This is a genomic window from Diplocloster modestus (assembly GCF_019042245.1).
Lineage (GTDB): Bacteria > Bacillota > Clostridia > Lachnospirales > Lachnospiraceae > Diplocloster > Diplocloster modestus.
Map to the genome: position 1 here is coordinate 204864 of NZ_JAHQCX010000007.1, position 25273 is coordinate 230136.

Sequence of the window (25273 nt, forward strand, 5' to 3'; positions counted from 1 at the left end):
TCTCATTTATTTAAGTTTTTTGTCTCTTATCTTATACTTGTTCTAATTTTCTCATGTCTCACAGTGAAAATCCCAGCCCCTTATCGTCCGTTGGATCCACGATTATTTTAGCAAATCCGGTCAGATGAGCATTTCCCTTAATCTCCGGGATTACGCCCCGGTAGGGACCGACGGTTACCTCATCCACAATGCGGGCCTCAAACAGTGAATCTATGATACTGCAATGTCTGAACACCATCCCCGGCCGCAGAAGCCCCTGCGCATACAGCAGAGCGGTTCTGGCACTGGTCCCTGTTCCGCAGGGGGAGCGGTCGAAGGCATCCGGCTTCGTGCAGACACAGTTTTTTGACAGAATCTGCTTTTCTTTCCTATGCGCCGCATCCCGGATCTCACCGGTGACCATCATATGCGTGATACCCTTTAGGAGCGGCTGTTCCGGATGTACCATCTGTTCCCCATATTTCTCATTGATCACATCCATCAGGCGCAGTGCAGTTTCTACGACTATCCCGTGATTTTCCGCTTTCAGTTCCACACCCAGAGCTTTCGCCGGAACAATAGCATAGATGTTTCCGCCATAAGCAGCCGCGAACGGGATCTTTTTCCCCTCGAATTCCACGGAATAGTCCCACCCGAACGCGAAGCAGGGAGCGTTTTGGAAGGCAGCCGAAATGGCCCTGCCATCTTTCACCTCCACATCGACACGGATCAGACCGGCCGGTGTCTCTAATTTGATCCTGGTAACCGGCTCCGTAACCGCCACACGTCCCGTCTCCACCAGCATCGTGCATAAACCGATGGTGTCATGTCCGCACAGAGGCATATATCCGTGGGCCTCGAAATAGAAAGCTCCCGCATCCGCATCTTCCATGGTGGGCTCCGTCAGGACCGCCACCGAGGTCAGGCTGTTCCCCCTTGGTTCACAGGTAAGGACGGATTTGATCCAGTCACAGTTAGCCTGGAAATCCAGCATTTTTTCCATCATATTTTTTCCGTGCAGCCTCGGCACGCCGCTGACGATGGTTCTGGTGGCCTGGCCGCAGGTATGGGTATCCACGATATCCAGCGTTTTGTAAAATATCCCCATCTTCTAATCCTCCAAATAAGCAGACAGCGGCACAGGCTTCACAGGCGGACGGGCTGTATCCTGCCCAATCCCGCTCGCCGGCATCTGCCTCTCCTGTGCGATCATGCGGGTGATGATTCTGGAACACGTCCTGCCCTGGCACAGTCCCATTCCCGCGCGTGTTCTGCGCTTGACCTCTGCGACGGTGCCGGCGCCCTGCGCGATAGCCTCCCGAATCTCACCTGCTGTGATTTCTTCACACCGGCAGACGATGCAGGAATCCGGGTCCGCCGCTTCCTCGTATCCATCCAGGCGCTTCATTCCCCTGACGGTATCCGCGAACTCCCTGGGCACAGCCAGCGTCACTACCGGAGTATGATCCGCCTTTTTAGCATTTACCACCCGTACCACCGTGGCGTCACAGACTGCCGTTCCTGTCCGGTCAACCGCCTTCACCTGCTGCCCCTTGACCGGCAGCGGGAGATATTCATGGGGAAAGCTTACACAAGCTTCGTCTTTACCGTATGTTTTGTCCACCACAAAGATCGCCAGCCCGGAACAGTGGGCGATACAGGTACCGCACCCCGTACATTTGGCTTCATCCAGCCAGGGCAGATTTGTAATCGGGCTGCCCACATGGATCGCGCCAAACGGACACGCATTCTCACAGGGATTACAGGGGATCTCCTGACAGCACTCCAGAACTGCGACCGGGCCCTGGGCGAACCGCTCCTTCGAGGGCAGCCTCCTGTACTCTCTTAGTTCCTCCATAGACAGATATCCATCCCTTAATAAACTCATTGCTGACACCTCCCCTCCTCAATTCTGCGTTTCGCTTTCAGGCGCCTTTCTCCAAAAGGCCCCAGCCGCAGCGCTTCCAGCCTTTTGCCGATCACTCCATTTTGTTTTACGGCCTCCTCATCGCAGAGCAGTCCCAGCGCATGCGCCATATTCACACCAGCCAGCCTTCCTTCCTCCATCGCTGTGCTGGCTTCCTCGACTCCCGCCAGATCGCCTGCCACATAGATTCCGGGTACTGTGGTCTGCATGTGGCTGTCGTGTCTGGGCATCCATCCGCCCAGCTCCGGAACAAACATAAGCTCTGCCCCGCACATTTTTGCAAGCTTTGTGATCGGACGAAGCCCCGCCGCCACACAGACCGTGTCAACGTCAAACTCAAGCTCCGTTCCCGGTATACAGGTTCCCTGGTCCCCCACACGCCCGATCACCGCGCGGGCTGTCGTCCCGTCCGGTCCCGCTTCCGCCCGGAGAATCGTGTGATTTAAGTAGAAGGGAATGCCGGCACGTCTTAATTTCGCCGCATGGACTCCGTACCCGCCGATCTGGCCTGCCATTTCTACAATCCCCTGAATTTTTGCCCCGGCCTGAAGCAGCTGGTAGCTGACCATCAGTCCCACGTTACCTGATCCGATCATCAGAATCCGTTCTCCTGGGCGGACCAGATTCACATTCGCCATCGTCTGGGCACAGCCGGCTCCCATTACACCGGGCAGTGTCCATCCTTCGAATTGTACCGCGTTCTCCTGGCCGCCGGTCGCGATTAAGATCTTCTCCGCCTCCACAGTGTGAATCATCTGTCTTTCGGACTCCTTTCTCACGACCGGGATCCGGTTTCCACAAAAGATGCCGGAAACCGTACTTTCGAGCCAGATCTCCACTCCAGCCTGTCTTACCTGATCCAGAAGCTGTTCCCCGATATCAAAACCTCTCACGCCGGCATAGTGCTCCCGGGAGCCAAAAAACTTGTGAATCTGTTTGAACAGCTGCCCTCCGGGGCGGGCATTTTCATCTATGATCAGCGTATCCGCGCCGGCCTTTCCGCACTCGATGGCCGCGGCCAGTCCGGCCGGCCCCCCTCCTATTATGGCTACCTGACATTTTCTAATCATGTGCAGACCTCCATCTCATCCATTCCCTGGGTCTTTATGACCATCCCCTCTTTTACCGGGGTAATACAGGTGCGGACATTCGGCATACCATCCACGATCATCACACAGTCCGTGCACTGTCCGATGCCGCAGAAGATGCCGCGGGGTTCCCGGCGTTTCTGCGTATACCGGTTGATTCTGATTCCCCGTTCCAGAAGCGCGGCGGCAATCATCTGCCCCTCCCTGACCATTAGGGGCCTTCCGTCTACCGTGATGCGGACCATCTTCGCATCCTGTGACATTTCCAGTATCGGATGTTCTTTCACAACCATATCCCTCCTTACATGTTCATACGGGCATATCCGCCGGTCTGGCCGGATACCTTCTCCTGAAACCGCGAAAAGCGGTAGGGCTCTAGGTCCAGGGAAAGCGGTCTGCCGCACAGAAGTTCGTCCATTAGAAGTCCTGTAATCACAGATAAAGCGATCCCGCTGCCCTCATGGCCGGATGCGATATAAAAGCCTTCCATGGGGGTGGCTGAGAGGATCGGCCTGTGATCCGCGGTATAGGGCCGCAGGCCCGCGTAACAGCGGATCATATGGATATCCGCCAGTTTCGGGAAAAACCTGCATACCCTTTGCACCATCGCCCGGATTACCCGGTCGTCATTCTGAATGTTATATCCGTCAAACCGTCTGCTGCTTCCGATCAGCAGCGTGCCTCCCTCCGTCGGTTCCAGCAGCGCTGCGACACCGAACTTTTCCATGTCGGGTGTCGTGTTGCGCACAAAATCCCTGCTCTCCTGACGCGTCATAATGTAACCGAACTCCGTCACCGTCCGGTGTACAAAGTTGTTCACCGTTTCAGTGACCAGGATCTGCCCCTGCCTTGGCAGAATAGGAACCTCAATCCCCACCATCCGGCCAATGTCCGGGGTCCAGACGCCCGCGGCAGCCACCACGTTCACCGCCCGGTAATCCTGCTCCAAAGTCCGGATCAGAAATCCTCCATCCGTCTTTTCCAGGCTCTGTACCCGGGTGCCCGTATAAAACACGGCGCCATACTGCACCGCCCGTCTCAAAAGTCCCAGGCAGAGCAGCATCGGGTTCACCTGTCCGTCCCCATCTGTCAGAATCCCTCCTGGAATATCCGACGCCAGGTTCGGCTCCAGGAAATGGATCTCCTGCTTATCCAGCATTCTCATGGGAACCCCGGCTGCATACTTTTCCTCCGCCAGAAGCCGTCCGGCTTCCTGTTCTGCTTCCGTCTCAAAGGCGAACATACTGGTACAAGACTTCCACTGTACATCCAGATCCAGATCCTTCACCACCTGGGGAAACAGCTGCAGGCTTTTACAGATCATCTCCGTGTCCGTCCCAGCGGGGCTGTCTCCCACCTGAACGTTTCCATCACACTTGGAGGACGACTCTCCCGCCACACTGCCCCTCTCCAGGAGCAGCACCTTTTGTCCGCTTTTAGCCAGGAAATAGGCTGTAGCCGTGCCGATCGCCCCTCCCCCGATGATCGCGGTATCATATATCTGTTTCACTTATAGATCACTCCCGTCCTGCCTGTCGTATGACCGCTCCGCAACCAGCGGCCTGCTATGGTTATTTACTGTTCCAACAAAGTGAACGCCCCTGACTGGATCTGCAGGATATAGGTAATAGCCGCCTGGTTGTCACAGTTTCCGTCAAACCGGATATCACAGGTTACGCCCTGATAATCTGTCTTTTCCAGCATCCACTCAGCCAGATTTTCTTTGGCGGCTCCGTTCTTATAGGCATCTGCCACGCAGTATATCGTGTCGTATCCGCGGGAAGAACAGTCGTTCGGGTCCGTGTTGTACAGCTCTCTGTATTTTCCGATAAACTCTTGTATCTTCTCATCCGGATTCGTACAGTCGAATCCCGTTACGGTAAGCAGGCCTTCCACATCCTCGCCTCCCAATGAGATGATCTCCGGATTATTGCAAGCCAGACCGCCGGTCTGAGGCCGGTAATCCTTCTCATGGCACTGTGTCATCAGCAGAGCCGCGGGGGTGTATTCACAGCAGAGAATGATGCAGTCCACACCGGCCGCCCGGAATTTTTCCACCTGGGAGGAGTAGTCCCGGTCCGTCTCCGGATTAAAGGTCTCTTTGATCACATCTGCGATTCCGTATTTTTCGCCCAGATAGTCGCTGATAATGTTGCACGCGCTTAAGTCGTTGGCCGTATTGGCATAGAACACCGCGGGTTTTTGGGCTCCCATTTCCATCATTGCATCCACCAGCATCTTGGCGGAAGCGCCGTCTGACAGACAGATACGCATAAAGTTTTCCCATCCATAGCCGGAAAGCTCATCCAGTGTATTTACCGGCGCCAATACCGTCAGGCCCGCGTCGATATAGACATCCTGGGCTGCGATGGTACAGCCGGAATTGATATGTGAAATAACAAATTCAATCGTGGGATCAGCAGCTATTTTTTCCGCCACGATCACTGCCTGGTTCGGTGAGGCCTGGTCGTCATAACAGACCATATCCAGCTGCCTTCCATTGACTCCCCCGGCGGCGTTAATCTCATCAACCGCCATCTGGCAGCCGTTCATCTGGAGCAGTCCCTGTTCCGCTGAATCCCCTGTCATCGGTCCGCACACGGCAAAGCGTATGGCTTCTCCCGTGCCTGCATCCGTATCTTTCGCGTCCGGGGTCTGGCTGGAATTATCAGTACCTGCGGTACTGCTGCTATCTGCAGTGCCGTCCGTCTTTGTATTACCGCCACACGCGGTCAGGGAAAAAACCATAGCCAGCACACAAATCATAACCAGTATTCTTTTCATCTTTACCACCTTTCTGCATCCGTTTGCTGTTTCGTAATCATACCGTGTTCCTTGTTCCTTCTTTGATCTTTCTTTGCTCCTTCTTCGCTCCCACTATGCTCCGCCAAGATAAGCCTTCTGAACGGTCTCACTCTTCAGCAGCGCCTTTGCATCATCTCCTATCGTAATATAGCCAACCTCCATGATATATCCGAAATCGGCGACTTTCAGAGCCTGCTTCGCGTTCTGCTCGATCAGCAGAATCGTGGTGCCGCTCTCCTTGATCGCCCGTATCATTTTAAATACTTCCTGAACGACGATGGGGGCCAGCCCCATGGAGGGTTCATCCAGCATCAGCAGCTTCGGGCGGGACATTAGCGCACGGCAGATCGCCAGCATCTGCTGTTCTCCGCCGGAGAGCAGACCAGCTTTCTGGTTCCGCCTCTCTTTCAGGATCGGAAACTGCTGATAGTATTTCTCGATATCCTCGCCAATCTCCCTGTCTTTTCTGACGAAGGCTCCCATCTTCAGGTTCTCATAGACGGTCTGCCGCGGAAATACTTTGCGCCCCTCAGGGCACTGCACGATCCCTTTTTTCACGATGTCATGGCTTGTAAGCTTCGCGATGTTGCTTCCCATATACAGGATCTCCCCCGCCGCAGGCTTTAGCGCGCCTGAGACCGTTTTGAGAAGTGTGGATTTACCCGCACCGTTGGAACCTAACAGGGTTGTAAGTTTTCCCTCTTCCACCTGCAGGGATATTCCCTTAAGTGCCGCAATCTGATCATATTTCACTGTGAGATCTTTCACTTCAAGCAGCATATTCACTCCTCCTCTTCCCCGATGTAGGCAGCAACCACTTCCGGATTGACAGCCACCTTTTCCGGCACATCCAGGGCCAGCAGTTTTCCAAAGTTCAGCACCGCGATCCGGTCGCACAGCGTAAGCATAAACTTTATATTATGTTCGATCACGGTTACCGCCGGGCCGCGCTTGCGGATCTGCGCGATCAGATGCATCAGGTCATCCGTCTCCTGCGGATTCATGCCGGCAGTCGGCTCGTCCAGCAGAAGCAGTTTCGGCCTGCTGACCAGGGCCCTGGCGATCTCCACCTTTCTCTGGGTGCCGTAGGGAAGACTCCCGGCCATCTCGTCAGCCGCGTCTGCGATCCCCAGGAAATGAAGCATTTCCATGGCTTCCTCCCGGGCTTTTCTTTCCTCTTTCTTCTGCCGGGGTGTCTTCAAAATGATCTCAAACAGGTTCGCCTGCATATTCTTATGCATGCCTACCAGCACGTTTTCCAGTACGCTCATCTGGCCAAACACCCGGATATTCTGAAAGGTCCGGGCGATTCCCTTCAGACAAAACGCCGTCGTATTCTTTCCGGTCATATCCTCCCCTTCCAGGAACATCCGCCCGCTGGTGGGCTGGTTAAAACCAGTTATATTATTAAATAAAGTCGTTTTCCCAGCTCCGTTAGGCCCTATGATTCCGAAGATTTCATCATCGTGTACGGTCAGGCTGATATCATCCAAAGCTTTCAAACCGGAAAAATTCATACAAAGATGTTCTATCCGCAATAATTCTGCCATTCTCTCTCACACCTTTCTCTTTTCCCTGACCTTTACACCCAGGTTTCGGATGAAACGGACCAGGATATCTTTTAGCCCGCTTCTCCCCAACAGTCCGTTTGGACAGAAAAGCATCAGAACCACCATCATAATTCCCATGATCAGCAGCCGGTACTCATAAGCGGTTCGGGAAAGCTCCGGTACAATGACCAGAATCGCCGCTCCCAGGATCGATCCGGGCAGGCTTCCCAGGCCTCCCAGGATAGCCATCTGACAGAGAATCAGCCCTTCGTCGATGGTAAAGTTATAGGGAGACGCATACCTGGTATAGCTGACCATGGCCGCCCCGCCGATGCCGGTAAAAAAGGAGGCCACTCCAAAGCACATCGCCTTATATCCCGGCAGGTTGATCGCGGAATACGCAGCCGCGATCTCATCGTCTCTAATGGCCATTAGGGCCCGTCCTTTATAGGATTTCGTTATCCGGCTGATCATCCCGTAACACAGAACCAGCAGAGCCAGAGCAAAATAGTAGAACTGAAAATGACTTTTAAGCACAAAACCGAACAGCTGTGGTGAGGGGACACCTGTGATACCCATCGCGCCGTTTGTGACATCGGTGCAATTGACCAGGAACAGGCGGACGATCTCCACCACCCCGATGGTGATCAGCGTCAGGTAGTCAAATGAGGTCCGCTGCAGGAATGCCCCGATCACCCAGCCTGCCAGCGCGGTAAAGAGCCCTGCCGCGAGGAAGGCCACGATCCAGGGGATCTGAAAACGGGTCATTACGATGGCAAAAAAGTATGTACCGATTCCCACAAATGCGGATCTTCCAAAATCCAGCAGTCCGCAAAAGCCCAGGATCAGATTGACCGACAACGCGATCACCGAATAGAGCATGACATTGTTGAGTACTTTCAGCGCATAGGTATTGGGCACCACGAACGGAAGTAAGAGAATCACTACCAGGAAAACGCCCAGCAGCAATAGTTTTGTTTTTGCCTGCACCAGTTTTTTCATACCTCCACCTCATACTTTCTCTGCAATCTGTGCGGGGAACAGGCCTCTTGGCCGGATCATGATAAATACCAGGAAAATCACCCAGACAATCACGTCCTTATAAGCTGTGGAAAGATAAGCCCCCGCGAAGGTTTCGCAGATTCCCAGGCACATGGCCCCGATGATCGCTCCCTTAAGGCTGCCGATACCGCCCCAGATCGTCGCCATCCACGCCTTCATGGTACCGTATGCGAAGCCGATGCCCATGTAAATGAAACCATAATAACTGCAGAACAGAATGCCGCCCACGACTCCCAGCGCGGCTCCCATTCCATATACCATGGCGATAACCCGGTTCACATTGATCCCCATAAGCGCCGCTGTGGGGATACTCTGGGAGATACCAACGATCGCCTGTCCCCATTTTGTCTCTTTCAGGACCAGGGTGATCACCAGCATAACCGCCACGGCAATGGTAAGAATCCAGATCTGCAGCGTGCCCACATACAGGTTTCCAAAATGAAGGCTTCCTCCTCCGAACACCTCCAGATTGAACGCAAATGTCTGCGGTCCCCAGACCAGCTGTACCACATTCCGCATAATATACGCGATTCCCACTGCGGAAATGGTGGGCGCGATCCGATTCGCCCCTTTTTTCCGCAGCGGCCGGTAGGCAAACCTCTCCACGCAGAGATTTACGATGACACCGGCGAGTATCCCGCAGATCATGGCGAAAATCGGGTTCATTCCGGATACGAACATGGAATAAGTGACGAAGCATCCAACCGCGTATACATCCCCGTGGGCAAAGTTAAGCTGTCCGAGAATGCCGTACACCAGGTTGTAGCCCATGGCAATCAGTGCGTACACACTTCCCACACTCAGTGCATTGATGAAAACTTGAAACAACAACTTTCATCCCTCCTTTCCTTTTAACCAAATGCTTCCGTTAACTGGGTACTATGTGAATCCTCTGAGGAATTCCGGAACCTATGGGAACCTCTGTGTTCCTGTATCTTACGGGACGTACGAACGGTATCCGTCCAATTTCTAAGTTTTTCGGAATCTATTTAAATTTCAGCAATACGAGGGATATCGAAGTGCTTTCTGCTTACGATCTTTTAACTGTTGTGACTATAGTAACATATCCGGTTATGCAAATCCTCCTATTATATTGCCTTTTATTCCTATTTTCTTAGATAATAAACTTTCAGGTTTACATTTACAAATCCGGCTTTTTATAATACAATGTTGCCAAAAGAACCTACTCCGATTAAAGCGCGCGAAAATCCAGAATTCAGAGGTTGGTGTTATGGAAAAATATTTGGTGCTTCATCGTCTCTCTTATGAAAAAACACTTTTTTCTTTTTGTCTTTCTCACACAATAGTTCCTAAATACTTAGAACCTTCTGAAGAAGACGAAGTGCAGGCCATTCTGTATGAAGGTGTCACCGCAAAGGAAATCCATCAAAATCCCGCCGATTCCGGAATTCCTTTTGACGTCTCTTCCTTTTCACTTTCTTCCTCGGAAGGAAATGCATTTCAAAGTTATCTGGATTTTCATGTTCACGATCATTACCAGATCACCTTATGTACCAGAGGTCATTTGGACTACATCATCAATAATGAGACCATACGTGTACAGGAAAACGATATCCTGTGCATCAATCAGAGCACTCCTCATACCTGGTATGCCCAGCCCCAGACCGAGTGCCTGCATCTGGGCTATTATCCCAACTCGCTGAGTCTGAATTCCTTCTGCGCCCGGTTTGCTTCCTATAATGATCTGCTTTACAGCCAATATCATCCCTATCTTCTGATCCGGCCGGATAATCCCCATCATAAAATCATCCGGCAGATCTTGTATGAGATCTCCGATCTGTATCAGCAGAGGCTGGCCGGTTACGACGCCCTGATCCACAACCGGATCGTGGATATCAGCATCTATCTCACCTTTTCGTGCTCCGGTATTGCTCCCGCGCTCCATTCCAACCTGCACGGAATGGATGCGGTACAAAAGGCGGTGCAGTTTATAAATGAAAATTTCCAGGATACCATCAATGTGAATTCGGTCTCCCAATACGTGGGAATGAACAACGACTATTTTTCCCACTGCTTTAAATCCCAGATGGGCCTTTCCTGCAAAAAATATATAAATCTGAAACGGGTGGAATACGCGTCATCGCTGCTGACCGATCCGAACTATAACATCGCGCAGATCGCATTTGACTCCGGTTTTTCCAGCCTTTCCACGTTCTACAAATGTTTTATGGATAATTATCACTTATCGCCGTCCCAGTACCGGCAGATTATTACCAACAAAACATCTGTATCACAAATCTCTCCTGTGAAAGCGGCTGAGGATGGAAGTTTTGATGGAAATTGAAGAGCAAAATTCAAAGCGAAAAAATACCAAATACAGGAAGTAAGTTTCGAAACTTACTCTGCATTTGGTATTATTTCTTTATCGTAGTATTCCCAAAAACCATTTACACTTTTAACATCACGAGAAAACATTATTTTCAGCAGCCGATGTCTTTGCACTGTCTTTTCTTTCCCCTAAGCCGTTGAGCAGCATAATCATCAGTCCCGCAAAAGCACAGAACGTGCCTGCGGCCGTTACCGCCCGGATTCCGAAGTATTGAAGCAAGTTTCCGCTTATCAAGGATCCGAAGCATGCGCCGATACCCATATTACAGACCGTCACCAATGCAACGCCTTTTACATGATTCACCTCTGGCAGGTGCTCGAATATATAATAAATATTTCCCGACCAGAAAAACGCAAGTCCAAACATCTGAAGTACCTGTGCCGTCAGGAGTACTTGTATACTGCCTGCCAGATCTACCAGCAGTAATTTGAGGAAAACAAAAAAGAACACTCCTGCCATCACCCGGCGATTTGTTAATTTCCTCTGTATTTTCAGGAAAAAGAAACCCACCGGTATCTCGCAGACGGCCGCGATAAACTGTACATAGCCCATGTCGGCTGTGCTGCCGCCCAGTTTTCGCACTACATCCGCCAGAAAATTATAACTCATATAATTGCCCACGAACATGCAGGCACTGGCGGCCAGAAACCACCGGAACCGGGGGTAATTCTTCACGATCTGCCAAACCGACTCGGATTCTGGTCTATTGGCCCCTTTTTCTGTTCCATTCTCTGCCTTGCCTCTGCAGGTTTCTATGGAGATGGCAGCGAGCAGCGTCAGGATCAAACCGATCCCCTGGAATACCAGGATACTATCTGCACCAAACCAGAGGACCGCATTTCCAAAAACTGCGCAGGATACGGCCCAGGATACGGAGCCCATGCATCGGCAGAAACTGTAATTTAATCTTTTCCGCACTGCCATGAACTGAGTCGCCATGGCGTCCACGAAGGGCTGGATACAAAACAAGGTGGCTCCATAAACCAGGTACAGGATACATGCCGCCGGGAAACGAAACGTTTGGAGCCATTCCATTACCGTTAACCCCAGGCTGATCAGGCACAGCAGAAGAATCCATCTCTTGATCGGCACCCGTTCCCGGCACCTGCTCTGGATGCCAGCCCACACCGGCTGCATTACAATAGCCGCAACCGCCCGCAGGGCGGTTAAGGTGCCGATCTCAACCGCGGTATACCCTCTCTCCTGCAGCATCGGTACGGTGAATACACAGAATATCGTGCCTACGATCCAATAGGATGCCTGGATTTCCGCATAGTGTATATTTAATTTTGTATCTTTGTTTTGTTTCACCCTATTATGCGGGCCCGCATTTTCGCTCTGGCTCCCGTCCCTGTTCCGGTTCATCAGGAACGCGGTTCCAGATTCTTCAGAATCTCCGTCAGGTAATCACGTGCCCACTCGATATCCCGAATCTGTTGTTCACCGGAGATCTCCCTCTCTATGGTAAGCGGTCCCCTATACCCCGCATTTACCAGGATCTGAAGTACCTGCGGCAGGTTCGCCCTGCCCTGGCCTAACGGTACTTCCCGGCCCAGATTCCGGCCGTCCACCGGGAATTCCCCGTCTTTGCAGTGCATATTCCGCACATAACGGCCGAATACTCCCGCTGCATCCGCAGGATTCGCCTTACCGTACAGGATGACATTTGCCGTGTCGAAGTTGATTCCCAGATTCCCCGTTCCCACATCCCCGATCGCCCTCACCAGTGTGGTGGGAGTCTCCTGGCCGGATTCAAACAAAAAATACTGTCCCTTCTCTTTCATATAACCTGCCAGATATCGGAGCGCTGAGATGACTCCCGTATAATCAGGGTCATTGGGATTTTCCGGAAGAAAGCCTGCGTGCGTCACCACATCGCTGACCTGCAGCTTTTCGGCAAAATCACTGGCTGCCAATAATTCTTTCAGTCTCGCATGCCGATACGCGCCTGGAACCAGTCCCAGTGTCAGAGGGCCTTCATAGAAGTCCCATACCTGAGGACCGCTCCATCCGGCCCACAGGGCTGATACGTTCACACCGGTGCCCGCCTGCGCTTCTCTGATTGCCTCCGCATTTTCATCTGTGTACAGACGGGTATCCCAGATACTGACCTGGCAGGACCGAAGTCCCATATTCCGGATCTTCTGAAATTCCTGCATGATATCTGTGTCCTCATGAATATGTATAAATACACCAATTTCCATCATTTACTTACTTCACACCTCTTCCTTAAGTACGACCGGACGTCCTCCATGGTTGCTGCTTTCCTCTAAAAGGCTGACCAGGCGTACCGACTGTGCCGCGCTCTCCGGCGGATTCTTCATATTCTCTTGTTTGCTTTCTATAATATTCAGGAAATACCGGATTTCTTCCGTGACGCCGGCCCCTTTCGCCAATTCCGGCTGATAGCTCGCTGCACCCCGTGGGTATACCGTGACCACGCCGTTTTCTCCCACAACAGTGGCGTGTTCAAAAGCCACACAAAATTCCGCACGAAACTCCATTCCCTCTAAAGACCAGTCTCCAACCACCAGTGCCGGAAACCCTTCATAGTCCAGCTGGGAGAAAACACTATCCTTTCCTGAATAAACATCTGCCGCCGCACATTTCACGCTATGGGGATTTCCAAACAGATAGCGCACCATATCAATATCATGGATGTGCATATCATACAGGCAGCCGCCGGACTTTTCATAATCCATAAACCAGTTCTCATACCCCCACAGAGGCGGAGGGCTCTGCCTGCTGAATCGGGCGCTTAGTACCCGTCCGAATTCGTTCATTTCCACCACCTGCTTCAAATAGCGGTATTCCGGGAAAAACCGCAGGCACTGGCCGATCATCAATCTGCCCTTCGACGTACGGGCGGCACACAGCATCTGCTGTGCCTCCTCCCAGGTCCGCGCCATCGGCTTCTCACTCAGCACGTGATACCCCCGTTTCAGCATATCAGCCGCGGTGGCTGCATGCAGGGGCGTGGGCAGGCAGATGTCGATCAGGTCCACATCACATGCGCTCAGCATTGCCTCCGCATCGGTAAAATAGGTAATATCCATGTCTTCATTTTGTGCTTCGCCGATATTAATATCGATCTTTTTCAGGAAACGTTCCGGCGCTATGTCACAGGCAGCCACAAGTTTTACCAATCCTTCCTGTTCCAGCTGCCGGTAGGCGGGCAGATGCGCCGCCTGGGCGATTCCGCCATATCCAATTATCGCTGCTCTAAGCATATGTACTCCTCCTTCTGCCTCAGCCTCTCTTATTAAGAATCCGGTCCATGGCCCTGGACGTAGCCGTTATGACCTCATCAGAATTCCATTTATACGGGAAGACCTCCGCGGTTACCCAATCGTCATATCCGACAGCGGCGAGGGCCTCCATGACCGCCGGATAGTTCACATCGCCTGAAAGGATATCGCAAAAACCAGCGGCTGTCCCCACGCCCCGTTTATAGTCCTTGAAATGCACCTTTACAATCCGTTTCCCCAAAATCCGGATCCACTGCTCTGCATAGCCATCCCGCAGCATATTTCCCACATCAAAATAAGCGCCCACATAATCGCTGCCCACTGCATCGATGAAATCTCTCATCTCAAGTGGGGAAAGCAAAAACTTATTCCACACATTTTCCAGGCCGATCCGCACCTGCAGCTCTTCCGCCAGTGGAGCCAGTGCGCGCATGGCCTCCAGCGCCCGCTCATATGCCGTATCGTACGGAACTTCCTCCCCGTCCTCTGCACCGCATACCATTCCCGGAATGATCAAAACCGAATCGCATCCCAGCCAACTGGCCGCCTCCAGCTGTTTTTTGGCCACTTTTTCCGCCATCTGCCGGACCTTCGGATCATTTGACGTAAAGATCCAGTCCCAGTACAGGACGCTGGCAACACTGTACAGCTTGAGTCCGCAGCGTTCCGCCAGATCCCGGATGCGCTGCGCGTCCTCTTTCGTGGCTTCCAGTCCCAGCTCTCCGGTTTCATCCAGTGACAGTTCTATGCCGTCGAATCCTTCCTCCTTCGCCCGTTGAAAACATTTCTCCAGCTTCACCCCTTCAAACATCCATACACTTATCCCTTTTTTCATTATCTTTTCTCCTATTTCCTTACCGTTTCTTGATATCCAGTTATTTTTCCCTTACTGACTTTGTGATAATTTCCTTTTCGAGCGGGCCTGCTCTATTAAAAAGAATGCATCCAGGCTATTCATCGGCACCCGCTTTCTTCTGCCACCGGTCCCACTGTTTCGCCTTTGATCAGACGGTGAGGCAGAACCATCTGTTCATACGGTGCTTTTGCCGTTTGGCTGCGCTGGCGCAGGCACAGTCTTACCGCTTCTGTCCCATATTGCAGCACCGGTTGATTAACGGTGGTAAATACAGGCTGGATCAGATAGGAGTCATCAATCACATCAAAGGAAGCGAGGGAAATATCCGCCGGCACCTGATAGCCATGGCGGCGCAGGGCATGCATGGCGCCATATGCCAGACTGTTGCTTACCGCGATCACTGCCGTAGGGCGCATCCGCTCTGACAGCAGCGTCTGTGCCGCTGCCATCCCGGCCTCCACCCCAAATTCCCCTTTCACAATCCAATGTCCGGGAATCTGAATTCCATTAGCCTCCAAAGCCTTTTGGAAGCCTCGGAGCCGTCCGATACTGGTACTCTCATTCTGTGGTCCGGCAAGAACAGCGATTTTGCTATGTCCATTCTCTATCAGAAGCTTCGTCAGCTCCTCGGCGGCCAGAACATTATCAATCGATACGGAACTGAAATTTCCCGCCCGCACCGGTGTGGTATCGATAAATACCAGCGGGATTCCCTGTTCCCGCACTTTTTTTTCCACCTGCTGATCAAAACCGCCGGAGGCCATGATAATTCCGGAAACCTGCTTGGCCAGTAACAGGGACACGCCCCGTTTAACCCGACCTGGATCGCCGTCCGTATTTACCACTATCACATCGTATCCACGGTCCATGGCGGCCTGCTCCACCCCCTTTATGAGTCGTGAGAAGAGTAGGTTGGAGATATCGCTGACCAGCACGCCGAAAGTGCGGCTGCTCTTGCCGCGCAGGGTCCTAGCCATCTGGTTCGGCTGGTAATCATGCGCTTTTAACGCGGCCTCCACCCGCTTCCGGGTATTGCCGTCAACCCTGTCTTTCCCGTTGACCACCCGCGAAACGGTGGATACGGATACTCCCAGTTCCTGCGCGATCGTTTTTAAACTGACAGACATAAATAACCTGCCTCCTTTATGTTGTAATAACGTTATTACTACGTTCCCAATATAGCATGTTGTCTTTTATAGTGTCAATCTTCTATTTGTACATTTTGTAGTATAAAATCCTCATATCCTCCCCATATAATTGACATTTATAACAAATTCAAGGTACACTCAATTTGTAATAACGTTATGACTCTTATTTCATTCCTGCTACATATCCGCTGTATTACTACTATTTTATTGAAAGATTAAAATGAGGAGGTTCCTTGTTATGTACAAATTTCAACGCGCAGTTCATTTAGATTTTCACAACATGCCGGGCATCCCGGATTTCGGCAATGATTTTAACCCCGGGGAGTTTGCCCGGACACTGGCCGACGCACATGTGGGCTGGATTACTTTTTTTGCCAGATGCAACATCGGCTACTCCTACTATGAGACCGCGACCGGTCTGAAATATCCGGGCTGCCGGCACGATATGCTCGGAGAAGTCATACAGGCCTGTCATGCGCTCGGAATCGGAGTCGCCGCCTATCTGAATGCCGGACTGGATCACGCTTTTGCCGATCTGCACCGGGAATGGACGGTACTAAATAAAGATGGAACCGAGCTGACGGGGGACCGTACCGGGAACTTTTTCCGCAGCATGTGTTTCAATACCCCCTATCGGGGCCACCTGCGTGCAGAGATTCTGGAAGTGCTGGCGCAATATCCGGGCATCGACGGGTTCTTTTTCGACTGTATGGGAGATTTTCCATGTTATTGTCCCGCATGTATGGACGCTATGAAACTGGCCGGAGTGGATACAAAGGAGGATGACCAGGTGAAGCTATACTTTGCCAGGCTGCGGGGCCAGGTGGCGGATGAGATCCGCGCACTGTTACCAGAAGAAAAAACCTTGTTCTTCAACGGAAGTTTTCTAAGTGGCAGCCCGTTTCCCGGCATGGCTCCCGCCCGCACACACCAGGAAATCGAATGCCTGCCTACCGCACCTGATTGGGGATATGACACATTCCCTGCCGCGGTTGCTTATACACGGGGACTGCTGAAGCAGATCGTCTTCATGACCGGCAGGTTTCAGACGGAATGGGGTGATTTCGGCGGTCTGCGGCCGGGACCTGCTATGGAGTTCGACTGCTTTTACGCTCTGGCCCAGGGAGCGGTATGTTCCATCGGCGACCAGCTTCATCCGAGGGGGGTCCTGGAACCTGCGGTATACGAAGAAATCAGTAAGATCTATCGCCAGGTGGAAGCCGTGGAGCCCTGGACCGCAGACGCCAAAGGAATCGCGGATATAGGCGTATTATTCCCACTCGACCATACCCGGCCGATGGAGAGTCAGAAGGAACTTCAAACCGCGCTGACTGCCGCCGCGAGGATTCTCTGTGAACTAAAGTACCAGTTTGACATCCTGGATGACACCTTCGATCTAGCCGGCTATCGGGTCATCATCCTGCCGGACTGCATCCGGCTGTCTGATACGCTGGCCATTAAGCTTAACACCTATATCCGTTTTGGGGGAAAAGTGCTGTCCAGCGGCACATCCGGTCTTAGGGAGAAAATGCTGTCCAACGTAACCCCTGGTCTTAGGGAGAAAGCGTCCAACAAAAACTTCGGCCCAGCGCCTGAAGAGGATTCATTTGCTTCGAAATACTGGCCCTTCGTCTGCGAGGGTCCGGATACCTGGGACAATGGTTATTTTACGGTGGACCCTGCTAACCTTCCCGGCATCGCCAAAATGCCGCTGGCCATCTACACCCCCGGCATTCTGCTGGGTGCTGACGGCCCGTTTGAGGTGATTGCAGATTACTGGAAGCCTTACTTCAACCGGCACTGGGATGGACATCAGGGATATTTCTATATCCCTTATGATCAGCCTACAGGGCAGGCCGCTATCGTGCGTACTGCTTCGGTAACCCATGTCTGCTTCCCTATATTTTCCTCTTACCTGAGCACTATGGCTATCGCCTACAAACAGATCCTGGCAGGCCTGCTGCGGCATATGCTGCCGGATCCTTTGGTAAAAACCGATCTGCCGTCCTTTGCAAGGGTGGGGCTTACCCGCAAGGCACCTTACACCCTGCTGCATCTGCTCGCTTATTGCCCGGAATACCGCGCCACACGTCCGGCTCTGGAGGAACCGATTCGGCTGCCGGACATCGATATCCAGGTAAAAATGGGGCATATGCCCGGCCAGGTATATCTGCTGCCGGACAGATTACCGGTTTCCTATACCTACAGCCAGGGTTACGTTCAGCTGAAGCTTCCCACGATCGAAGGTCACGCCATCGTCGTCCTGGAAGATTCACCGGATTCATCATCTTTAGAAGGGGAGTATCAGAATGACTAGTATCTGGATCGATGCGTTAGAATTTGAAGACTATGGAGGATTTTACTGCGAAACACAATTTGCCCAGGAGATGGGCCAGGGATATCTACTGGCCCTGGACCGCCCGGGGATACCTGTAGCGCCTGCACATACCAATATCCTCATTGACACGCCGGCTGTATACAGGATCTGGGTGCGCACGAAGAACTGGCTGCGCGGCCATGCCCCGGGAAGGCTTAAAGTTCACGTGGACGGGAATCCCCTGCCGGGGGAACTGGGTACCCAGCCTAATGGCCAATGGTATTGGGACATCGCGGGCGATGCGGATCTTGGCTGCGGGCAGCACACCATTTCCGTGGAGGATACGACGGGATATTTCGGTCGTTTTTCCGCTGTTATCCTTACATCCGATATGGATTACACCCCGGAACACCAGGTCGGCCGAATACGAAAAGAGCGCGCAGCCATAAAGGGGATTGACGATCTGCTGCATGACGAAGGAATGTGGGATCTGGTCGTGGCCGGCGCCGGCCCCAGCGGAATCCCCGCCGCTTTGGCCGCGGCCCGCAAGGGAATGCGGGTAGCGCTGGTTCACGCCCGCCCCGGCCTTGGCGGGAACGCCAGTGACGAAGGAACTGTGGGGCTTGATGGCGCGGCGGCAAGAAATTTTGGTTACCGCGAATCCGGGATCGCTGAGGAGATCCGCAGAGAGCGGGATTTCCATCAGATCAGCTGGGAGAGCGCTTTTCGGCACCTGGTGGAAAGGGAACCGAACATTACAATATTTTATAACCAGTTCGTGTGCGGTACGCAGATGGAGGGGGACCGGATCAGCTCGATACAGGCCAGACACACGATGGATTGCAGTCTGCACAGTTACCGCGCGCCGTTTTTTGTCGATGCCACCGGCGACGGCTGGCTGGGATACTATGCCGGAGCCAAGTACCGCATCGGCCGGGAGTCCCGCGCCGAGTACGCAGAGCGGTTTGCCCCTGAATATCCGGACCGGAACACGATGAGCGGATGTCTGATGGGCAGTCTGGATTCAGACCGCCAGATTCTCGGCTTTTATGCGGAAGATGCAGGTGAACCCTCTGCTTTCACCGCCCCTGACTGGGCGGTAAAGCTGCCGGAGGGTGAAGCACTGCACCGGTATCCCAATCATCTGCACACCGGAGAGTGGTGGGTCGAGAACCGCAACGACTGGGATGATCTCTGGGATCAGGAAACCGTGCGGGATGAATTACTCCGCCTGAGTCTTGGATACTTCCACTGGCTGAAAAACAGCTATTCACGGCGCAGCCTCCTGCGCAGCTACGCGATTACCGCCCTTGGAAAATACAATGCCCGCAGGGAGAGCCGGCGTATCATAGGCGATTATGTGCTGACCCAGAATGACTGCGAGGCCCCTGCCCGCTTTTCCGATGCGGTTTCCTACTGCGGCTGGAGCCTGGACGTACATCATCCGATGGGTATCTATTCCGGCGCCGAGGGGCCTTATCTGTCCGATACCAACGTACCGATCGCAGACATTCCGTTCCGGTGCCTGTATTCAAAAAATGTGGCAAACTTACTGATCGCGGGGCGCTGCATCAGCGTCAGCCATCTGGCGCTGGGATCGGTCCGTGTGGAATCCACACTGGCAGCCCTGGGGCAGGTCGTGGGTACCGCAGCCTGGTACTGCCTCCAAAAAGGGATAATGCCCCGGCAGCTTTATGCGGAGCATATCGCTGACTTTCAGCAGATACTGCTGCGGGATGATCTCTATATTCCCTGTGTAAAAATAAAAGATCCAGACAATCTGGCTGTCCATGCAGAACTGTCCGCCTCCAGCGTAGATATGCGCCATCCTTATCCGACACGGCGCGGCGCCGAGACCGGCTGGGAAAACCTGAAGGCCCCGCTGGCCACAAGCCAGCTGTTTGAACAAAATATGGACCGGGTGGAACTGCATCTGAAAAATGACGATGCCCGGCCGCAGGTCCTTAGTATGAAGCTCGCCGAGATGCCGCATCCGGCAGCATTTGAAGAAATGCACGTGTTGGGTACCCATGAGTTGACGGTGCCGGCTGGTTTTGAAGGGTTCTTGTGTACACCGGCACACCCGCGAATCGAGACAGAAGGTTATACCGCTGTCGGTCTTGTGCTGGAAGGTTCGGAAACATTGTGGTGGAGAAAACTTGATTACACCATAGACGGCAGGCACCGGGCACGCACCATCGACGCTCATCACTGGCAGATTGATTATGCCAACAGTTTTCATGTACGTTTTGCCGAAGAGGTAACGGTGTATGCCGACTGCTCCGCGGATAATGTGATCAACAGCTGCAACCGTATCCTGTCTCCAGAAAAGTACGCATGGGTATCTGATCCGGCTCAGGAGCTGCCACAATGGCTCGCGCTTCGCTGGGAGCGGCCGGTTACGCTCTCACATTTGCAGCTCACTTTTGATACGGATCTGTTTAATCCATCCACCAGCTACCACAAACAGCCGATCGTACCGGCCACGGTCAGGGATTTTGATGTGGAAGCTTTGCTGGATGGCAGATGGAAGGTCATTGCCTCCTGCACAGATCATTATCAGCGGCTTTTCCGGCTGGATTTTGACCCTGTGAATGCCGAAGCCCTGCGCATAGTCATCCAAAAAACATGGGGAGGTAAAAGCGCTGTCATAATTAATATCAGGGTGTCGGCGTAAATAGGGAAGGGACTGGCACCTTTCGGAAGTAAAGCTAAATCTCTCAGCAGCTGCGTGGAGAAAGGGGCCTGTCCCCGGATATTGACTCGAATAGTCTCACATCCGGGGACAGGCCCCTTTCTCTTTATATCGACCGGCATCCGGGGACAGGCCCCTCCCCATCCAGCTTTTGCGGCAGTCCTGTTTGAGTGGACCGAACCGCCGCCAGGCAGGTTTTTACCGTAGCTGCCCCTTCTCTGACATCAGTCGCTACCTTTTGACCGTTCAGGATCGCGTTCGCTAATTCCTCAATCTCTCCCGCGGTATTATGATTGTTCAGCGGTACCGGATACAGTACCGGAACGGTAAACCGTTCCATCCCGTCGATCCGTTCCTGTCCCTCTTCGCCAACAGTATACACGGTCAGATACGGGCTGGTATTATCCGCGATAATCGTCCCCTTACTTCCATAGAATACGGAACGCATGGTATAATCCCTCTTACATCCGGTAGACACGAATACTTTACCGATTACGTCATTCGGAAATTTCATGATTGCGATGGTGCAGTCATCCGTAGCCAGCGTCTTTAACATTTTACTATTTGAATAAGCCGTCACTTCGATCGGATTCCCCGCGATCCACCTCAATAGATCCACCGCATGGCAGCCGCCTCCCAGGAATCCGTGGCGCAATGGATCACTCCGCCATTCATGCGTCCCTTTCAGGATCTCGCTGTAATCATGTGCATACTCTGATTCCACAAAGAATAACTCCCCAATATCCCCTCGTTCGATCATCTTCTTGGCCTGAATAAAGCTGGGTGTATACCTGCATATCTGTCCGATCATCAACTGGGCGCTGCTGTGATCCGCTGCGTTGATCATAGCCTCGCAATCCTCCCAGGTCAACGCCATCGGTTTTTCACACAGTACATGTTTTCCAGCGGCCAGGGCCGCCACCGTCATCTCCCTATGCATCTGGTCCGGTGTACAGATCACCACCGCGTCTATCTTCCCGTTCTTTAGCAGGTCTTGGTAATCTGTATACCAGCTCTCCACCCCGAAATCTGCCGCAGCATTCCCGGCAAGAGACCCTTGTATATCACACACCGCCACCAGGTTCGTGTTCGGGTTGTAACAAATCGCCTCCATATGCCTGCGCGCCATAACACTGCATGAAATAACCCCGAAATTGATCATATTATTTTTCATAGCTTCCCCTCCGTCTATTTGTATTTATCCCTTAGTTTGTATTTATCCCTTTGCAGATCATCCGTATTTATTATTCCCTATCAGCTACAGCCAGCCGCAGCACCGTCCGGGTAATCAGCTCCGCCGTTTCCTCCGGCAGAAAACTATTTCCACAAAGCTGTATCTCATAGACATCGGTACTAAACATATCAGCGGTGGGAATATATCCATAATTCCCGTTGGCCAGTGTCGCCAATATACAGCTGTTCCCCTTCAGGCCGTTCCTGATATCCAGCCCCACTCTATGATATACCTCACCTGGCAGCGCTATAAAATATACCCCTCCGATTACCGCCACCTGCACCGGCACCTCCACAGACTCCCGCCGGGAGTCGTTATAATGTATCAACAGCCGGTCCATCATCCGTTCATAGGAATCCTGCAGCTCCGGATTCTGCAGCTCTTGATCCCGAAGCCTGCATTCTGCGTCATGAATCTGCTCCTCTGCCGCCTGACGCGGTTCTAATTTAAGCCATTCTGTCTTTACGGACAAGTTATCATCCCGCACAGGACAGGATCCGGATACGATTACGCGTTCCACCACGCCGCCGAGCGCACGCCCCATACTCCGATAATGCGCCTTCGCATACGGCAGCCCCATCGGGTCAATATGATTGATATCGCCGCATGTCCCTGGGAAATACACGAAAATAAAGTCATTTCCAAATCGTTCTTTTAAAAATTCCGCTGCAGCCGATGAATAATCCCCGCTGTATTCATTCCCATGGATCGTGTCCTGATGACAGGCAAAGCTGGTAACCGCTCCCAGCACTGTCCCATCCTCCGCCTTTGCCCAGAGTACCGGAACAGACGGATCTGTGCCTGAATAGGCACGTTCGATCTGCCCGATCTGATCAAACGGGTTCGTCCGGATACTCCCATCCCGCATCACATAATTCCGGTTGAATGCAATCCCCGTAAGCTCTTCTTCCCCGAACATCAGCGTGCAGGCCTTAAGCCTCTGGCAGGCCAGCACCACACAGTCAGCCGCCGCTATGTGCAACCAGTCCATATAGGCATCATCCCTGACAGATCCGACCGGCTCCCCGCACGGTACACCCAGATGGGTGTGGGTCGCGCACACCGTGACCTGTTCCCCTGGAATCCTTATAAACTGATTGATCCGCCGCACGATCGCGTCATGCGTATCCGCGGACAAATTAACTGCGTCTGCCGCGACCAGCGCCAAAACCGTATCGTCCAGCTCGAACACTGCCGCTTTTACATAAAGCCGGTCCAATACCCCCGTCGCCACCCGTTTGACAAAGCCCCCCGGGATCTGGCTGCCAAGAGGCGGAGTGATCTCTTTTTCATAAAATGCAGCCCTCATATTCATAACACCTCCTTCTCCAATAGTTAAGCCCGCCATATGGAAGGCGGGCTTATTTCTATATTAACCTAGCATCAGTCGCCATTTCTCAAATTGATATACTCATTCATTTGGTCTATGTATTCCTGTCCGCCTTTCGTATACCAGTTTTCCATTTCTTTCTGGTAATCGGCGTAATCCGCAGAACCCAAAAGAACTTTGGTCATAACTTCCTGACGTTTGTTTTCAGCCTCAATGAAGGCGGCATCATTGGATATATCCGGCTTCTTTCCGAAGTCCTGGGAAAAGACAACGCTGTCCATCGCGATTTTGATCCATCCCTCTACTTCCGCCTGCCTGTCGGCATCCAGGGCCATCGTACTAGTATAGAATTCCGGTGCGGTACTCCGGCGCATGAAAATCGAACACCAGGAGTTGGTTTTCGCATCTACTACCGACTTGTCGTCCTGTTTCGGGATGATCTTTCCATCTTTTTCCTCATAATTCAGACCCGGTTTACCATACATGATAATCTTCCATCCCTCATCTGAAAGCATCCAGTCAAAGATTTCCATTACCTTTTCAGGGTGTTCACACTCTTTCGTAATAGCCCATCCACCCCAGATTCCCGGTACCTGCGTGGCTCCATGTAACACATCATCATCGTCGCGCACTCCGGATATATAGGTACAGGCGGCATCTGGATTCACTTCCTTTAACTTTTCCTCCGTGGAGTAGTTATAGCCTGCAAAAGCTGGAATGAGACCCACCTCACCGGCATAGAATTTTTCTGCAAAATCATAACCTTTTACAACCGGCCAGTCGGGATGTATATATCCGCTCGTCCAAAGATCCGCACTGTAATTTAAAGCTGCTTCCAGATTCTCATTATTTTTATCATAATAAGGGTTCATATAACCGCTATCAGTCTTTTGCCATCCCAATAGGTCGAAAGCCCCGAGCAGGACAGGCTCCAGATAGCCTGTTGCGCTTGCCACAGGAACCATACCGTAGGTGTCTTTTTTGCCATTTCCATCAGGATCCCCTTCCGTGAAAAACTTTAACAGCTCCACAAACTCATCTTTACTCAAAGAACGGTCTTCGGCCGGAGTGATGCCGCTCTTTTCCAACCAGTCGGCACGCACGCAAAAGCCGTCGTTCCGCGCGATGGAGGTACGCGGGATCATGTAGATATTTTCATCGTTCATCACACGGACCGCATCAAATGCGTCCTCATAGGTATGTTCCTTTATATTGGGCGTCTGATCCAGGTACTCATTGATCGGTACAAACAGCCCGTCCTGTACCCCCTGCACGAACAACTTGTCACTGAAATCGGGGAAGTTCACTACATCCGGATACTCCCCGCTGACCAGCATCAGCTGCAATTTTTCTGCGTAATTGGCCTGAGGCGGCACTTCTAACTCAATCTTTGTATTAGTAGCCAGTTCCATCTGTTCTATGAAATAGTCGGTTACTTCCGTGCGTTCCGCCGGCCAAAAGCTTCCGAAGATTTTAATGGTTACCGGCTCCTGTGCTTCAGCTGTCTGGTTCGCCCCGGCATCCGTCTGTGCCGGCTGGGCCTGCGTATTATCGGTTTTCTCATCTGCCGCAGGCTTACTTTCCTCTGACTTGCTGCCGCAGGCCGTCAGGGCAGAGCCCATCATCACTAAGGCCAAAATCAATACAAGATACTTTTTGATACACTTCATAAATCTTCTCCTTT

The 25273-nt window shown here is 52.4% G+C and carries 21 protein-coding genes; 3 read left to right on the forward strand and 18 right to left on the reverse strand.

Features of this window, described 5'->3' with window-relative positions; genetic code table 11:
- Positions 1-58 precede the first annotated feature (58 nt).
- The 10 genes from KTH90_RS12390 to KTH90_RS12435 form a co-directional block, all read right to left on the reverse strand.
- Positions 59-1087, reverse strand: a complete 1029-nt coding sequence (locus tag KTH90_RS12390) for a proline racemase family protein (RefSeq protein ID WP_238726883.1) — start codon at positions 1085-1087, stop codon at positions 59-61.
- Between the two features lie 3 nt (positions 1088-1090).
- Positions 1091-1867 carry a (2Fe-2S)-binding protein gene (locus tag KTH90_RS12395; protein ID WP_158352910.1) on the reverse strand — a complete coding sequence of 259 codons (777 nt, stop codon included), beginning with the start codon at positions 1865-1867 and terminating at the stop codon, positions 1091-1093.
- Positions 1864-2976, reverse strand: a complete 1113-nt coding sequence (locus KTH90_RS12400) for an NAD(P)/FAD-dependent oxidoreductase (protein ID WP_238726884.1) — start codon at positions 2974-2976, stop codon at positions 1864-1866. Before KTH90_RS12400 ends, KTH90_RS12395 begins: the two co-directional genes overlap by 4 nt.
- A complete protein-coding gene (locus tag KTH90_RS12405; RefSeq protein ID WP_158352911.1) occupies positions 2973-3287 on the reverse strand; it encodes a (2Fe-2S)-binding protein in 315 nt (104 codons plus the stop codon). The genes KTH90_RS12400 and KTH90_RS12405 overlap by 4 nt, the downstream gene beginning before the upstream one ends.
- An 8-nt stretch (positions 3288-3295) precedes the next feature.
- Complete coding sequence (locus tag KTH90_RS12410) at positions 3296-4504, reverse strand: NAD(P)/FAD-dependent oxidoreductase (RefSeq protein ID WP_238726885.1); 1209 nt, start codon at positions 4502-4504, stop codon at positions 3296-3298.
- A 65-nt stretch (positions 4505-4569) separates the two neighbouring features.
- Positions 4570-5778: an ABC transporter substrate-binding protein gene (locus KTH90_RS12415; RefSeq protein WP_238726886.1), complete on the reverse strand. Its 1209-nt coding sequence runs from the start codon at positions 5776-5778 to the stop codon at positions 4570-4572.
- Between the two features lie 93 nt (positions 5779-5871).
- Positions 5872-6579 carry an ABC transporter ATP-binding protein gene (locus KTH90_RS12420; RefSeq protein WP_238726887.1) on the reverse strand — a complete coding sequence of 236 codons (708 nt, stop codon included), beginning with the start codon at positions 6577-6579 and terminating at the stop codon, positions 5872-5874.
- Positions 6580-6581: 2 nt separating this feature from the next.
- A complete protein-coding gene (locus KTH90_RS12425; RefSeq protein ID WP_158352915.1) occupies positions 6582-7349 on the reverse strand; it encodes an ABC transporter ATP-binding protein in 768 nt (255 codons plus the stop codon).
- A gap of 6 nt (positions 7350-7355) precedes the next feature.
- Positions 7356-8351 carry a branched-chain amino acid ABC transporter permease gene (locus tag KTH90_RS12430; RefSeq protein ID WP_158352916.1) on the reverse strand — a complete coding sequence of 332 codons (996 nt, stop codon included), beginning with the start codon at positions 8349-8351 and terminating at the stop codon, positions 7356-7358.
- 9 nt (positions 8352-8360) lie between these two features.
- Positions 8361-9242, reverse strand: a complete 882-nt coding sequence (locus KTH90_RS12435) for a branched-chain amino acid ABC transporter permease (RefSeq protein ID WP_158352917.1) — start codon at positions 9240-9242, stop codon at positions 8361-8363.
- Between the two features lie 400 nt (positions 9243-9642).
- Here KTH90_RS12435 and KTH90_RS12440 point away from each other — a divergent pair, with 400 nt between their 5' ends.
- Positions 9643-10716, forward strand: a complete 1074-nt coding sequence (locus KTH90_RS12440) for a helix-turn-helix domain-containing protein (protein WP_238726888.1) — start codon at positions 9643-9645, stop codon at positions 10714-10716.
- 117 nt (positions 10717-10833) lie between these two features.
- On the opposite strand, the gene KTH90_RS12445 is transcribed toward KTH90_RS12440, so the two are convergent.
- From KTH90_RS12445 to KTH90_RS12465, 5 genes are all read right to left on the reverse strand, one after another.
- Positions 10834-12072 (reverse strand): MFS transporter, encoded by a 1239-nt coding sequence (locus tag KTH90_RS12445; RefSeq protein WP_238726889.1) that lies wholly within the window; start codon positions 12070-12072, stop codon positions 10834-10836.
- Positions 12073-12125: 53 nt separating this feature from the next.
- A complete protein-coding gene (locus KTH90_RS12450) occupies positions 12126-12968 on the reverse strand; it encodes a sugar phosphate isomerase/epimerase family protein (RefSeq protein WP_238726890.1) in 843 nt (280 codons plus the stop codon).
- Between the two features lie 9 nt (positions 12969-12977).
- Positions 12978-13991, reverse strand: coding sequence for a Gfo/Idh/MocA family protein (locus tag KTH90_RS12455; protein ID WP_158352920.1), 1014 nt, complete (start codon positions 13989-13991; stop codon positions 12978-12980).
- 19 nt (positions 13992-14010) lie between these two features.
- Positions 14011-14844, reverse strand: a complete 834-nt coding sequence (locus tag KTH90_RS12460; protein ID WP_158352921.1) for a sugar phosphate isomerase/epimerase family protein — start codon at positions 14842-14844, stop codon at positions 14011-14013.
- Between the two features lie 119 nt (positions 14845-14963).
- The gene (locus KTH90_RS12465) at positions 14964-15992 is read right to left on the reverse strand and encodes a LacI family DNA-binding transcriptional regulator (RefSeq protein WP_158352922.1); all 1029 of its coding nucleotides are present in this window, start codon (positions 15990-15992) and stop codon (positions 14964-14966) included.
- Positions 15993-16251: 259 nt separating this feature from the next.
- Between KTH90_RS12465 and KTH90_RS12470 the strand changes: the two genes are divergently transcribed.
- Both KTH90_RS12470 and KTH90_RS12475 read left to right on the forward strand, forming a co-directional pair.
- Positions 16252-18330 carry an alpha-amylase family protein gene (locus KTH90_RS12470; RefSeq protein ID WP_238726891.1) on the forward strand — a complete coding sequence of 693 codons (2079 nt, stop codon included), beginning with the start codon at positions 16252-16254 and terminating at the stop codon, positions 18328-18330.
- Positions 18323-21007 carry an FAD-dependent oxidoreductase gene (locus KTH90_RS12475; protein ID WP_238726892.1) on the forward strand — a complete coding sequence of 895 codons (2685 nt, stop codon included), beginning with the start codon at positions 18323-18325 and terminating at the stop codon, positions 21005-21007. Before KTH90_RS12470 ends, KTH90_RS12475 begins: the two co-directional genes overlap by 8 nt.
- A 124-nt stretch (positions 21008-21131) precedes the next feature.
- Here KTH90_RS12475 and KTH90_RS12480 read toward each other — a convergent pair whose 3' ends face one another.
- From KTH90_RS12480 to KTH90_RS12490, 3 genes are all read right to left on the reverse strand, one after another.
- Entirely contained in the window at positions 21132-22199 is a 1068-nt protein-coding gene (locus KTH90_RS12480) for a Gfo/Idh/MocA family protein (protein WP_238726893.1), read from the reverse strand.
- Positions 22200-22269: 70 nt separating this feature from the next.
- Positions 22270-23574 carry a hypothetical protein gene (locus tag KTH90_RS12485; RefSeq protein ID WP_238726894.1) on the reverse strand — a complete coding sequence of 435 codons (1305 nt, stop codon included), beginning with the start codon at positions 23572-23574 and terminating at the stop codon, positions 22270-22272.
- 68 nt (positions 23575-23642) lie between these two features.
- Entirely contained in the window at positions 23643-25259 is a 1617-nt protein-coding gene (locus tag KTH90_RS12490; RefSeq protein WP_238726895.1) for an extracellular solute-binding protein, read from the reverse strand.
- Between the last annotated feature and the right edge of the window lie 14 nt (positions 25260-25273).

Excerpts from the sequence above, each read along its gene's own strand:
- KTH90_RS12390 (WP_238726883.1), bottom strand. The coding sequence starts at position 1,087 with ATGGGGATATTTTACAAAACGCTGGATATCGTGGATACCCATACCTGC.
- KTH90_RS12395 (WP_158352910.1), bottom strand. The coding sequence starts at position 1,867 with ATGAGTTTATTAAGGGATGGATATCTGTCTATGGAGGAACTAAGAGAG.
- KTH90_RS12400 (WP_238726884.1), bottom strand. The coding sequence starts at position 2,976 with ATGATTAGAAAATGTCAGGTAGCCATAATAGGAGGGGGGCCGGCCGGA.
- KTH90_RS12405 (WP_158352911.1), bottom strand. The coding sequence starts at position 3,287 with ATGGTTGTGAAAGAACATCCGATACTGGAAATGTCACAGGATGCGAAG.
- KTH90_RS12415 (WP_238726886.1), bottom strand. The coding sequence starts at position 5,778 with ATGAAAAGAATACTGGTTATGATTTGTGTGCTGGCTATGGTTTTTTCC.
- KTH90_RS12420 (WP_238726887.1), bottom strand. The coding sequence starts at position 6,579 with ATGCTGCTTGAAGTGAAAGATCTCACAGTGAAATATGATCAGATTGCG.
- KTH90_RS12425 (WP_158352915.1), bottom strand. The coding sequence starts at position 7,349 with ATGGCAGAATTATTGCGGATAGAACATCTTTGTATGAATTTTTCCGGT.
- KTH90_RS12430 (WP_158352916.1), bottom strand. The coding sequence starts at position 8,351 with ATGAAAAAACTGGTGCAGGCAAAAACAAAACTATTGCTGCTGGGCGTT.
- KTH90_RS12440 (WP_238726888.1), top strand. The coding sequence starts at position 9,643 with ATGGAAAAATATTTGGTGCTTCATCGTCTCTCTTATGAAAAAACACTT.
- KTH90_RS12450 (WP_238726890.1), bottom strand. The coding sequence starts at position 12,968 with ATGATGGAAATTGGTGTATTTATACATATTCATGAGGACACAGATATC.
- KTH90_RS12455 (WP_158352920.1), bottom strand. The coding sequence starts at position 13,991 with ATGCTTAGAGCAGCGATAATTGGATATGGCGGAATCGCCCAGGCGGCG.
- KTH90_RS12460 (WP_158352921.1), bottom strand. The coding sequence starts at position 14,844 with ATGAAAAAAGGGATAAGTGTATGGATGTTTGAAGGGGTGAAGCTGGAG.
- KTH90_RS12465 (WP_158352922.1), bottom strand. The coding sequence starts at position 15,992 with ATGTCTGTCAGTTTAAAAACGATCGCGCAGGAACTGGGAGTATCCGTA.
- KTH90_RS12470 (WP_238726891.1), top strand. The coding sequence starts at position 16,252 with ATGTACAAATTTCAACGCGCAGTTCATTTAGATTTTCACAACATGCCG.
- KTH90_RS12475 (WP_238726892.1), top strand. The coding sequence starts at position 18,323 with ATGACTAGTATCTGGATCGATGCGTTAGAATTTGAAGACTATGGAGGA.
- KTH90_RS12480 (WP_238726893.1), bottom strand. The coding sequence starts at position 22,199 with ATGAAAAATAATATGATCAATTTCGGGGTTATTTCATGCAGTGTTATG.
- KTH90_RS12485 (WP_238726894.1), bottom strand. The coding sequence starts at position 23,574 with ATGAATATGAGGGCTGCATTTTATGAAAAAGAGATCACTCCGCCTCTT.
- KTH90_RS12490 (WP_238726895.1), bottom strand. The coding sequence starts at position 25,259 with ATGAAGTGTATCAAAAAGTATCTTGTATTGATTTTGGCCTTAGTGATG.